Here is an 11,856-nt window from a genome sequence, read left to right on the forward strand (position 1 = left end):
CCTCAATAACGGTTCCTTCTGTAATTACCGTGCAGGCTTCCTGCTTTTTTCGAGCACCTGCTGGTAGAGGACCGTCAGTTGTCTGGCCTCTTCCTGGGCGTCGTAAAGAGTCGGGCGGGCCTGGCCGAGGCGCTGCCGGAGTTCTCTGGAGGAACAGAGGGCATTGGCATATTTGAGAAAACTCGGGGCATCCTGGTAAAGCAGGCCGTTTTGATCGTGATCGACAAAGGCGGCATTGCCTGGAATGTTACGGGCCAGTATGGGCCGACCGATAACGACTGATTCGATCAAAGCGTTCGGCATGCCCTCGCTGAGTGAGTGGTTGAGGATGATGTCAGCCGAGGCGATGGTCGCAGGCATATTGGCCGTGGGGAGTGTGCCGATGTAGCGCGCCCAGGGTCGTTTATGGATCTCCTGTAAAAAAAAGGCCCCGTAATCGGGATCCAGTACCGGCCCGCAGAATGCCACCACAAAATCCTGGCGAGTCTTCATCAGGGCGTCGAAGAGATGCAGTAGTTCGAGGTTTTGTTTGACCGGCCGGATACTGGCGGGATGCAGAAAGAGGGTGGAGTCCTCAGGAATGTGGTGATTTTTTCGCAACTCATACGGCGCCTTCCCCAGGATGATGCCTGGGTGAATATAGTGGAGGCGGTCAGATAAATTGGGGAAATCTTGTGGAAAAGTGGCTGCCGTCACCCGGTTCTGAGTAATGATGGCTGCCGCCCGGGAAAGGACGTTCCTGACCGTCTTTCCCTTTTCGGCATGGTAGATGTCCTCGTGAATGTCTGTACCGGTCAGGGTGACAACAAAGGGGCACTTGTTGACTTGAGAGCTGTCCAGAAACGGTCTGCCGGAGCGGTAGGCATGCAGCAGATGAAAAAGATCAGGCTGGAATGATAGGGCGAATTTATCAATGACGGCCGCTTCGTTAAGGCATACTTCGAGAATATCGACCAGGCTTCCCGAGTTGGAAAGTGTCAACTGGTGGCGCCGGGCGGTAACCCCATTACCGGTTTCTTGGGGTTGGCGGGGGGTGAGAATCAAGACTCGCATGCAAGAGCTCCGAAAGTGGTGGTCTGGATATGCCTGGTCGTCAACAGTGTCTGGACTGCGGAGGAGGCCAGCGCTTTGAGCTCTTTGAGGCGTTGAGGCCCTGAAAAAGACCCTTCGGTATCGGGATAGCCCGGATGAACCATAAGCTCCCATGTCCCCTCCGGGACGTGCTGGAGGATATGGCAGAGAGATTCTTTCGTGAGATCATTCAGTAGACTCATACCCAAAAGGCCATCTGGAACAAAAAGGCCGCTGTTTTTGATTTTAGCAGCTGCGAGGGGCGCCAGTCGTCCATAAAAGGCTATTTCTCGTGCGAGCAGGGGAGTTAGAGGGCTTTCGGTCTTTTCCGACGGCAGAGGCAGGCGAAGGGCCGGTATGCTATGCTTCTGGGCGAGGGTGATGATCATATCCGTCAGCTCGGGAAAGAGAAAGAAGTGCTGGTGCGTATCCAGATGGTCTGGCTCGAGTCCTGCTTCGAGCACCCTGTCAATCTGGGCGGATAGTTCTTCAAAAACATCAAGTGCATTTCGCAGCGGTCTGTCCAGCAAGGTTCTGAGCCGGTATTTGCCTGGGAAAAAGCCTTGATCGTCTGTGAGCCCGGGCAAAACACCTGAAAGAGGACGGCCTTCGGAAAGATTGAGGTGAACGCCTACTGGCAAGCCGTGACGAACAGCCAGCTGTGCAGCCTTGTGAAAAGTAGGACCATTGGCCAGGATGGAGGCACTGGAGATCAGGCCGGCTCGAAAGGCCGACAGAATTCCTTTGTCTCTGCCAGGTCCACTGCCAAGGTCATCTGCATTGATAATCAGCCGAATCATGCCGACATGATAGCACAGTCACTGTGCTGGATTGAGTGGGAAGATTAAGAAAAAAAGCCCCTTCGGAAATCCGAAGGGGCTCGCATGGCAAACAATAGAATTGTTGCAGATTATTCGCAGAGATCCACTTTGATGTCCCAGTTCTTGATCTTCATGGTGCCATTCTCAGCCAGGTTGAGCTGCATCTTGAAGGCGCGATCAAAGAGCTGAGGCTCGTGGCCGATTCCTTTGGCCAGGGTCTCTTTTTTGGCCATTTCGAAGTAATCGGTGAGAATCGGCTGGTACTCAGGGTGAGCGCACTTCTCAATGATAACCTTGGCGCGATCCTTCGGCGCCAGGCCACGCAGATCGGCCAGACCCCGCTCGGTGACCAGAACATCGAGGTCGTGTTCGGTGTGGTCAATGTGGGGAGCCTTGGGCACCACGCAGGTGATCCCGTTGGGATCAGTTTTGCTCGGACGGGTGGACGGGCTGTGCATAATCTTGAGGAAGCCGTTGCGCAGGAAGTCGCCGGAACCGCCAAGACCGTTGATCATGCGGGTACCACCGACCAGGGTCGAGTTGGCGTGAGCGTAGATGTCAAACTCAACCGGCGTGTTCATGGCGATGACGCCAAGACGGCGGATCGGCTCTGGTGCGTTGGAGATGGACAGGGGCCGCAGAACGCATTTGCCGAAGTATTTGTCCCAGTTGTCAAAGAAACGGGGAAAGCCGGGGCTTTCCGACAGAGACAGGGAGCAGGCGGAGGCATAGTTCAGCTTGCCGGAGTCAAAGAAGTCGAGCATGGTGTCCTGCAGAACTTCCGTGTAGACCGACAGGTTGCCGAAAGGACCTTTGGCCAGACCACCGACAACGGCGTTGGCGATGGAACCGACACCAGACTGCAGAGGCAGCAGGTTCTCGGGCAGACGCCCTCTTTTCACTTCATGGGAGAAGAAATCCATGATGTGCCCGGCAATGGCTTCGGAGGTGTCATCCATCTCAGCGAAGGCACGGCCTTTGTCGCGCCGCTTGGACTCGACAATGGCGACGATCCTATCAGGATCGCAAGGAACATAGGGAGTGCCCATGCGGGTGTGGGCTTCGGTGATGAGGAACGGTTGCCGGCGGGGCGGCTTGTTCTGCATGAAAATGTCATGGATGCCTTCAAAAGAGGGCTGTCCAGTGTTGACTTCGATGATGATCTTGTCACAGAGGTGAAGAGCTTCGGCGACGATACCGCAGGAGGTGGTCAGGGCCAGGCCGCAGTCTTCAGTGATGGCGGAGACTTCGACGATGCCGATGTCATAGCGGCCGTTTTCGGTGTAGAAACCGTAGCCGGCGTCCTGGGCAAAGAGGCCGAGGTGTTTGTCGCCCATGCGGATGCGACCGGCGTTGATGCCTGCAGCAATGTTCTTGCCGGTCTGATAGGGCCAGCGGCGGTCGATCATGTCGAGAGTCGCCCAGCGGTCTTCCGTCTCGGCGCCGACAGAGGCACCGATGAAGAGGTTGAACTTCATCTTGCCCTGCAGGTTGTTCTTCTCTACGTGTTCGGCCAGTGCAATAGGCACTTCCTTCGGGTAACCGGCCGGAGTGAAACCGGACCACAGCAGGTTTTGGCCGGCCTTGAAGTGCTGAATGGTGTCTCCAGCCTTGCAGACCTTGCTCAACAGCGATTTGCGTCGAACGCGACTTTCCAGTGTGCCAAATTCGGACATTCTCTCTCCTCCTCTGTAATTTTTCGGTAGCGCCCACATTTGGTGCGTTCCGAAGGGGCATAGTGACTTGCGATTAAAACAGCGTGAAACAAAATGTACAGGAACTTTTAATTGCCAAAAAAATCACAAAATCAATCGCTTGGGGATTTGCGGAACATGGAAGCCGGGCAGTCTGATTGGCTCTCAATTTCTAACAATAAAATTATGTTATAACAATGGGGGTTTTTATAATATGCCGAAAAAGGCAAGTCAAGGGAAAACGTACCTGCTCCCACTTCTGGTACGCGGGGCGGATATCCGGTGCAAAGCCGTTATGGAGCGGTTTTTTCCGGATAAAGGGAGCCGCTTGAATCAGGGCCGGGTGCAGGAGAAAACCTCCTCGTACTGTATACAGTATGAGGAGGTTTTAGGTCAAATGTAAAATAGGAATTACCAATGTAGAAAGGGCCGTATCCACCTGTCGGTGCCTATCCGGGGAAACAGGATGGCCCCCGCCAATGACCGGACAAGGCAAAAAAGCGGAAGGCTCAGATTTTTTTCAATTCTTTCAGGGCCTTTTCTGCGTGAGAACTCTGGGGAAATCGTCGGATGAGGGATTCCCAGACCTCCCTGGCCTCATCGATTCGGTCAGCTTCGAGCAGTGCTTTACCCAGAAGAAAGCTGGCGCGGTCTCGCTGGTAGTAATGGTCGGGATAGAGCTCGGAAACCCCCTGCAAGCGACGGATGGCGGCATCGTATTTGTCCGTCTTCAGGTAGAATTCTCCTACATAGATCTCATGGGCTACGAGATCATCCAGGCATTCGAGGCGTAAGGCCTTGATATCGGATGCTTCCGGAAAATCGGGATAGGCTTCCAACAGGGTATTGAAGGTGGCCAGGGCGTTTCGAGCCGCGGTCTGATCCCTGTCGATGGACAGCTTCTGTTTGTAATAGGACATGCCCAATTGATAAAGCACCTGGTCCATCTGGGGATAGGAGGGGTGTTGCTTGAGGAACTCCTCGTAGGCTACCGCCGCTTCCAGATACTGCTTGGAAAGGAAATGAGCCTCGGCGATCTTCAGTTCGGCCAGCATATTCATCTCCGGCGAATAGAAGATCTCCCTTACTTTGTCATAGGATTCGATGGCTTCAGGATATCGCCGGCTTTCAAACAGGACTTCTGCTTCTTGAAAATAGTCAGCAGCCGTTTTTTCCTTGGGCGGGGTAGGGGCGCAGGCGGTGACCAATAAAAAAGCCAGAGACAGCCAGAGAGTTGGTTTCATGAGGTATCCTTGATGGGTGACGCCTTGATTGTCCGTTTCGAAAGATCCACACGTTAAGGGATGCCTCGCTATTTGTCAATCATCATGGTCGGTGTCTCTATTCTCCTGCCGATGTCAGCAGTGGCTTGATCTTGTTAAGCGCGCTTTTTTCCAGTTGCCGCACCCTCTCACGACTGATGCCGTACTCGTCTGCCAGGTCCTGCAGGGTTTTCGGAGTTTCGGTCAGAATGCGTGCTTCGATTATCCGTTTTTCCCGTTCGTTAAGAGCGGAGAGTGCCCGCCGCATCTGGCTGGAGAGTTGCGTCTGCTCCTCTTTTTGCAGGAGAAGTTCCTCCTGGGTTGCCCGCTCGTCCGCCAGTCTGTCCATGAGGGTGTAATCATCCCCCTCGACCAGCTCCAGATCGAGTGAGGCATCTCGAGCGGACATTCGCAAGGCCATCTCTTCCACGTCGGCATCACGAACATCCAACTCCCGGGCGATTTCCCGGGTTTTCTCCCGCCCGGCCAGTTTGTGCAGGGTCGCACGGGTCTGGTTGAGTTTGAAAAAAAGTTTTTTCTGAGCCTGTGTGGTGCCGATTTTAACCAGGGACCAGCTCTTGATAATGTAGTTGTGGATGTAGGCGCGAATCCACCAGACGGCATAGGTGATGAGGCGAAGACCCCGTTCAGGCTCGAATTTCCTGACAGCCATCATCAGACCGATGTTGCCTTCCTGCACCAGGTCCGCCATCTTGAGGCCATAGCCGCGGTACTCATTGGCTATTTTGACAACAAAACGCAGATTGGCACAAATAAGCTTATGCGCGGCGTCCAGGTCATCCTCACGGCGGTAGCGGCAGGCCAGCTCGACTTCCTGTTCGCGATCCAGAATTTCAAAAGTATTGATTTGTGCCATGTAGTGATCAAAGGAATCCGTCAGTAAGGGCAGATTCATGACGCTCATGGGGCCTCCTGGGAAATGCTGTTTGTGCAATGCTTTGGCACTCTTGTGTGTTGAGTGCTAAATATATATCAAAGTGAATGCTTTGATGCAAGCGCCATCCTGGCACAGCTTCGTGTGCAAGAACACAGTCCTTCCGGTGAGGCAATTGTCGGTTGACAGGGCTCTGCCCGAAACCGATAATGCCCACTCACGGTATTGTGAGGGACGCTATGAGTGCAGGAAGCATGCAGGTTCTTTATATTGGTATTTTAGGGGGGCTGGGGTGTCTGGCCCGCTATTTCGTTTCCGGCCTGACCTATCAGCTTTTTGGGCGAGGACTTCCCTACGGGACCCTGGCTGTTAATGTGATCGGCTCCTTCCTGCTGGGATTGATCATGGAAGGGAGTCTGCGCAGTACCCTGTTGTCGCCCGAACTGCGGATGGGCATTGCCGTGGGGTTTATGGGGGGCTTTACCACTTTCTCCACCTTTTCCTATGAAACTCTCCGTCTTCTTGAAGAGGGGAGCTTCCTGCAGGCTGGCGCCAATATTCTGCTTAATGTAGTCGTCTGTCTCGTCTTTGCCGCTTTCGGCTTTTTTCTGGCTCGTCAGTTATAGGGGGATATATGGCGCGACTCGATGGAGAGCAGATGCTCATGCGGATATTCATCGGCGAGAGTGACCGCTGGAAACGTCGTCCGCTTTACGAGGCCCTGGTGGAGTTATTGCGGGAGGAAGGGTTTGCCGGTGCCACCGTTCTCAAGGGCATCATGGGGTTTGGCGCCAACAGCATTACCCACACCGACAAAATTCTGCGTCTGTCTGCCGACCTGCCGGTGGTGATCGAAGTGGTGGACTCCCAAGAGAAAATCGACCGGGTTCTCCCCCAGCTGGACACCATGATCAAGGGAGGGATGATCACCCTCGAGCGGGCGCGTGTCATTCGTTATTGCGAGAGTCTGACTGAAAAGGATTGATAGGATGCTGAATCGGATACTGGGCTTTTTAGGAGGAACTGAGACAGAAAAGTCGTCACTTCAGGGTGCCGAGCGCATTCAGGTTGCCACCTGCGCTTTGCTGCTGGAGCTCGCCCATGCGGACAGCGATTTTCATGAGATCGAAGAGATGCTGGTGAAGGATCTCGTACAGCAGAAGTTTTCGCTGTCGCAGGAAGCAACAGCAGATCTGCTCGCTCTTTCTCATGAGGCCCGGGAAGATAGTCTGGATCTTTTTCAGTTCGCGCGTCAGCTTAACGAACATTTCAGTCGTGAGGAGAAGCTGGAGATCGTTGAGGTTCTCTGGCGTATCGTCTATGCCGACGGCGTCCTCGACCGTTTCGAAGATGCTCTCATGCGCCAGTTGACCACCCTGCTGCGTCTTTCCCCCAAAGAGATGATCGCCGCCAAACTCAAGGTCCTTGAGGCCGTCCGCTCATCCAGCAGCTGAAGTGTCATGGCGTCTGCTTAAGCCACGACAGTCAAGGCTTTCCTGCCAAACTGTTTTTTCCAGCTGTCCCATCCCCCCCCTAACATAAACGAGGGGCCCGGAGAGTTTCCCGGACCCCTTGTTGTGCAGGAGACTTTCTTTTCTACTCCGGCGGCACTACGGCGCAGCAGGTGATGTCAACGCGACGATTCTGCTGGCGTCCCACGGCGGTGGCGTTATCCGCTACCGGCTGCTCTTCGCCAAGACCGCGGGCGATCAGTTTGTTGGCATCGATATCGAAATTGTCGGCCAGATATTGGCGCACGCTTTCGGCCCTCCTCTGGGAGAGCTGTTTGTTGTACTCGGCGGCGCCAGTGCTGTCCGTATGACCGACTACCAGGAACTGGGGTGCCGGATATCTTTCGATGAATGCCGCGGCCTCGGCCAGCTTGCCGTGGTATTCGGGACGAATATCAGACTGATTCACATCGAACTCGATCTGTAGCGTAAAGGTCAGTTCGCAGCCTCGTTCGTCCACCATGATGCCCTTGCCGGTATCGGGGCACTGGTCAAGATAGTCGAAAACGCCATCGCCATCACTGTCCTTCGGGCAGCCCTTGGCATCAACGGGAGCGCCCTTGGGCGTAGATGGGCATTGATCCAGATAGTCAGGCACGCCGTCCTGGTCGGCATCTTCAGGGCAACCCTGTGCGTTGACTCTGACATTGGCCGGCGTGTTGGGGCATTTGTCGAGATAATCGACAACGCCATCACCATCCGAGTCCTTCGGACAACCTAAGGCATCCACGATGACATTGGGGGGGGTGTTGGGGCAGCGGTCATTGGCATCGACCACACCATCTCCGTCGCTGTCTTTAGGGACGAGCACCACCACCGGGGCCGGGGCAGCGTCCTTTTCCCCGCCAAACTGGAAGAGCAGGCCGGCCGTGTAGATCAAATTGCTGTTAGGTTCTTCCGGGGCGAAGACGTGACGGACGTCTCCGCGAAGAGCCACGGCTTCCGAGAGGAACCATTTGAGGCCAACGCCATAGTTGAGGGCGAAGTCATCCACGCCAGGACCCGGCGAGGGGTCCAGGGTGATGACGCCCATGCCGGCGGCCAGATAAGGAACCAGGCTGCTGTCCGGCATGAAATGGTAGAGTCCGTCCAGGCGTGACAGGTAACCGTCCACATCGATGGCGGGGCCCTCATCCGTTTCCGCGTCAATGTAGTTGACCATCAGCTCGATGCCCCAGTTTTTGGTCATGTTGTAGCCGATTCCCAAGCCGTAAGTCAGGGAGTCGTCGAGGTCTTGATTTCCTTCAAACATGTAGCCGCCGACCATGGGTGACAAGGTCAGCGCTTTTGCCTTGTTTTCTGCCACTGCTGATCCTGTCGTCAGCAGGAACAGGGCTGTAATCGTCAGGGCCCCCCAAAGCCAATTTTTCATTTTGTACCTCCATGGAAGAATGTTGAGAAGATGTCCGGTCGGCGGTTTGCCAGCCTGAATATGTCCAAGCATAGCACTCCGTACCGGCTTCACAAGTTTCGCGGACAGGAAAGAAGGATGATCGCAAAGGCTTTTTTTGGGGGGGATGAGAATCCTGCTTTTTCTAGGTGTTCTCCCCATAGATTTTTTTGGCCAGGGATTCATTGAGGAAAAGGGCGCCAAAAATGAGAACGCCCCCCAGAAGCAGGCGTTGGAGGTCGATTGTTTCGTGGAAGAAGAGCGCGGAGCAGGCGACGGCCAGGGGAACCTTGAGGTTGTTCAGGATAGCCAGTGCACCGGCGTCGACCTGTTTGGCGCCATAGTTCCAGAGGAAAAAGCAGAGGCCCGAGGCGAGAATGCCCAGGTAAAGAAGGGTCAAAATGTGGGTGCCGGAAAGGGTGGGCATACTCCAGTTCGTAGAATATCCGGCTGCCAGCAGGGTGACCAGGGTGGCGCCGAGATAGAGCAGGCCGAAGATCTGATGATCTTTGAGGCGGGGATTCTTCTGCAGCAGGCGTCGGTAATAGATCTGGCCGAAGGCAAAGCAGATATTGGAGAACTGGAGGAGGAAGAAACCCAGCCGCAAATCGCTCTGGTCGAGTTCCCGGTAGACGATGATGCCTGTGCCGACGATGGCCAAGGTGGCGGTCAGCAGAAAAAAACCGTGCAGACGGCGGCTGAGCAGGTCGTGGATCAAGGTGACATACAGGGGCGTAAAGATGGTAAACAGGGCCACCTGGTAGGCCTGCAGAAATTGAAAAGAGTAAATATAGGCCAGGTACATCAGTCCGTACTGGACGGCACCAATGGCGATGAACTGGAAGACGAGAGCGGAGCGCAGGCCGGTACGGCGAAAAAATGGAACAAACACCGCCAGGGAAAGGGCCATGCGGGCAAAAGACACGAAATTGGAGTCGAGCCCGGTCAGGTTTCCTTTGATGAGGCCGAAAGAAAAGGCCCATATGAAGGAGACGAGCAAAAGGTAAATCATTGGATTTATGCAGTCCGTATTTGGGATAAGAGCGACGGGGTCTTATAGCACGGAAAGGTTACGGATTCAATCGGGCCGGTTTGGGGCAAAGGCCACTTCAGCGCAGATAAGCCGGCTGCAGATAGCGGGAATCCAGCGAGGCGGCGGCCTGCAGAGCAACACGGATGGCACCGGCGACGGCAGCCTGTTTCTGCGCCTCCATCACCGCTTCGCTGCTGGTGCGGTCAGCGAGCACCCCGCAGATGCAGGCGGCAGCGAAGCCGTAGACCCCCGCCATCTTGAAGAGGGTGCCTGCTTCCATCTCGTAGTTGAGAATGTTGAGGTGGCGGTATTCAGCCGTAATGCCCTGCAGGTGGCGCAGCAGATGCTTGTTGGCCGAGGAGACGGTGCGCTCCTGCCCCTCGTAAAAGGTATCGACGCTGGCGGTAACGCCGAGGTGCCAGGGGAGGGCCAGTTGCTCGGCGGCCTCCACCAGTGCCAGGGTGAGAAAGGGATTGGCGGCGGCCGGATACTCCAGGGGAGCGATATCGTTGGCGGCGCCCTGCCGACACAGGGCTGCCCGCGAGATGACCAGGCTGCCGACCTTGACATCTTCCTGAATAGAACCGCTGGTGCCGACGCGGATAACCTGACGGATCCCCAGGTCGACCAGTTCGTTCACCACGATGCTCAGCGATGGCGCCCCCATGCCGCTGGTGGCTGCGATCAGGCGCTTGCCGTTGGCCAGGGTGAGCAGGTAGCTGTTCAGTCCCCGGCGGGTCGAGAGTTCCCGCTCGCAGTGCACGTCTGTCGTTTCAAAGGCGATGGCCCGGGTCCGTTCCGGGTCGCCGCAGAGCACGGCCAGCCTTGGCGGGTCATCGCCAAGGTCGGCTTGACCGAAGCCGAGATGGTATTTGATATCCGTTGCACTCATGATTCTTCACCATCCGCGGTATGGTTTGCGGCGAAGGCGTCGGGCAGCAGGTCGTGCAGAGTTGTTTCGAGGCGATCATCCCCGTCACAGACGCATAACACGATGGCATCACAAGAGAATTCCGCCAGCACCTGACGACAGGCGCCGCAGGGTGGGGTGGGGCGTGCCGTGGGGGTGTAGACGGCGATGGCGAGGATGCGCCGCTCCCCCTGGCTGATGGCCTGGGCCACCGCGTTTCGCTCGGCGCACTGGGTCAGGCCGAGGGAGGCGTTCTCGACGTTGCAACCAGAAAAAATGGCACCACTGGTAGTGAGCACCGCCGCCCCCACGGGAAAACGGCTATAGGGGCTGTAACTGTGGCGGTGGGCCAGGCGGGCAGCCTCTTCCAGTCGTCTTTTTTGGTCGGTGGAAATATTCATGCAAAAATTCCCGCTTCCTTCCCGGCGCTTCAGCGCTTGGCCAGATACTGCTGATGATACTCTTCCGCCCGGTAAAAGGGGGCCGCAGGTTCAATAGCGGTCACGATGGGCCTGCGGCGCAGAGACGCAGATTGCTGCTGCGCCTGCAGAGAGGCCTGGGCCTCTTCCTGCTGGGTGGGGTTGTGATAGAAGATGACCGAACGGTATTGGGGGCCGATGTCAGGTCCCTGCCGGTTCAGGGTGGTCGGATCATGGATCTGCCAGAAGACCTCCAGCAGCTCCCGATAGGAAATCACAGCGGGGTTGAAGATGACTTCCACAACTTCCGCATGGCCGGTTTTTCCAGTGCAGACCTCTTCGTAACTCGGGTTGGCTTTATGTCCACCCATGTAGCCGACGGTGGTGGCAACCACCCCCTTGACCCGGTTGAAAGCCGCCTCGATGCCCCAAAAGCATCCGGCGCCAAAGGTTGCTTTTTCTGTACGCTCGTTCATGTCGATTCCTTTTCCGCGGCCAGTCCCGCTGCCTCACGGGCCGCTTTGCTCAGGTTCTGTAAGACCAGGGCGTAAGACTCGTCCACCATGGCCCGGACCTCCTCGTCCGGAATGGTGCCATCGAGGACGAGAGTGTTCCAGTGACGTTTGTTCATGTGGTAGCCGGGACGCACCGCCGTGTAGAAAATCCTCTGCGCCTCGGCCTTGTCCGGGTCACACTTGAGATTCAGCCAGGGCGGCGATTCATGCAAGGCGACCAGGGCAAACATTTTGCCGCCGACCTTGCAGACCAGCGTCTCCGGGCCGAAGGGGAAATCCTCGACGGCTCCTTTTTTATTCAGCAGATGCTGGCGCAGAATCTCAAGGTTCACGGC

General features: G+C 56.0%; 14 protein-coding genes. 3 read left to right on the forward strand and 11 right to left on the reverse strand.

All coding sequences use genetic code 11. The features are described 5' to 3' along the window. Nucleotides 1–24: 24 nt before the first annotated feature. The 5 genes from AOP6_RS05295 to rpoH form a co-directional block, all read right to left on the reverse strand. Nucleotides 25–1,053 carry a glycosyltransferase gene (locus AOP6_RS05295; RefSeq protein ID WP_213194770.1) on the reverse strand — a complete coding sequence of 343 codons (1,029 nt, stop codon included), beginning with the start codon at nucleotides 1,051–1,053 and terminating at the stop codon, nucleotides 25–27. Beyond that, a complete protein-coding gene (locus AOP6_RS05300) occupies nucleotides 1,041–1,871 on the reverse strand; it encodes a ChbG/HpnK family deacetylase (protein WP_155875565.1) in 831 nt (276 codons plus the stop codon). The genes AOP6_RS05295 and AOP6_RS05300 overlap by 13 nt, the downstream gene beginning before the upstream one ends. A 110-nt stretch (nucleotides 1,872–1,981) precedes the next feature. Beyond that, a complete protein-coding gene (locus AOP6_RS05305; protein ID WP_155875566.1) occupies nucleotides 1,982–3,568 on the reverse strand; it encodes an acetyl-CoA hydrolase/transferase C-terminal domain-containing protein in 1,587 nt (528 codons plus the stop codon). Between the two features lie 527 nt (nucleotides 3,569–4,095). Then, entirely contained in the window at nucleotides 4,096–4,830 is a 735-nt protein-coding gene (gene bamD / locus AOP6_RS05310) for an outer membrane protein assembly factor BamD (RefSeq protein WP_155875567.1), read from the reverse strand. Between the two features lie 97 nt (nucleotides 4,831–4,927). Continuing rightward, complete coding sequence (gene rpoH / locus AOP6_RS05315) at nucleotides 4,928–5,773, reverse strand: RNA polymerase sigma factor RpoH (RefSeq protein WP_155875568.1); 846 nt, start codon at nucleotides 5,771–5,773, stop codon at nucleotides 4,928–4,930. Between the two features lie 224 nt (nucleotides 5,774–5,997). Between rpoH and crcB the strand changes: the two genes are divergently transcribed. Genes crcB through AOP6_RS05330 form a run of 3 tightly spaced genes read left to right on the forward strand, consistent with a single transcriptional unit; the run spans nucleotide 5,998 to nucleotide 7,197 of the window. Then, nucleotides 5,998–6,369 carry a fluoride efflux transporter CrcB gene (gene crcB / locus AOP6_RS05320; RefSeq protein WP_155877659.1) on the forward strand — a complete coding sequence of 124 codons (372 nt, stop codon included), beginning with the start codon at nucleotides 5,998–6,000 and terminating at the stop codon, nucleotides 6,367–6,369. 8 nt (nucleotides 6,370–6,377) lie between these two features. Further along, on the forward strand, nucleotides 6,378–6,728 hold the full coding sequence (locus tag AOP6_RS05325; RefSeq protein ID WP_155875569.1) for a DUF190 domain-containing protein: 351 nt from the start codon (nucleotides 6,378–6,380) through the stop codon (nucleotides 6,726–6,728). 4 nt (nucleotides 6,729–6,732) lie between these two features. After that, nucleotides 6,733–7,197, forward strand: a complete 465-nt coding sequence (locus AOP6_RS05330; protein WP_155875570.1) for a TerB family tellurite resistance protein — start codon at nucleotides 6,733–6,735, stop codon at nucleotides 7,195–7,197. Between the two features lie 142 nt (nucleotides 7,198–7,339). Here the strand turns inward: AOP6_RS05330 and AOP6_RS05335 are convergent, their stop codons facing one another. From AOP6_RS05335 to AOP6_RS05360, 6 genes are all read right to left on the reverse strand, one after another. Further along, on the reverse strand, nucleotides 7,340–8,626 hold the full coding sequence (locus AOP6_RS05335; RefSeq protein WP_155875571.1) for an OmpA family protein: 1,287 nt from the start codon (nucleotides 8,624–8,626) through the stop codon (nucleotides 7,340–7,342). A 163-nt stretch (nucleotides 8,627–8,789) separates the two neighbouring features. Continuing rightward, a complete protein-coding gene (locus tag AOP6_RS05340) occupies nucleotides 8,790–9,656 on the reverse strand; it encodes an EamA family transporter (RefSeq protein WP_155875572.1) in 867 nt (288 codons plus the stop codon). Between the two features lie 97 nt (nucleotides 9,657–9,753). After that, nucleotides 9,754–10,569: a nucleoside phosphorylase gene (locus tag AOP6_RS05345; protein WP_155875573.1), complete on the reverse strand. Its 816-nt coding sequence runs from the start codon at nucleotides 10,567–10,569 to the stop codon at nucleotides 9,754–9,756. Beyond that, a complete protein-coding gene (locus tag AOP6_RS05350) occupies nucleotides 10,566–10,988 on the reverse strand; it encodes a cytidine deaminase (protein WP_155875574.1) in 423 nt (140 codons plus the stop codon). Before AOP6_RS05350 ends, AOP6_RS05345 begins: the two co-directional genes overlap by 4 nt. A 29-nt stretch (nucleotides 10,989–11,017) precedes the next feature. Beyond that, nucleotides 11,018–11,482, reverse strand: coding sequence for a peptide-methionine (S)-S-oxide reductase MsrA (msrA, locus tag AOP6_RS05355; RefSeq protein ID WP_155875575.1), 465 nt, complete (start codon nucleotides 11,480–11,482; stop codon nucleotides 11,018–11,020). Then, the gene (locus tag AOP6_RS05360; protein ID WP_155875576.1) at nucleotides 11,479–11,853 is read right to left on the reverse strand and encodes an MmcQ/YjbR family DNA-binding protein; all 375 of its coding nucleotides are present in this window, start codon (nucleotides 11,851–11,853) and stop codon (nucleotides 11,479–11,481) included. Before AOP6_RS05360 ends, msrA begins: the two co-directional genes overlap by 4 nt. Nucleotides 11,854–11,856: the final 3 nt, after the last annotated feature.

The organism is Desulfuromonas sp. AOP6 (assembly GCF_009731355.2).
Classification (GTDB): domain Bacteria; phylum Desulfobacterota; class Desulfuromonadia; order Desulfuromonadales; family SZUA-540; genus SZUA-540.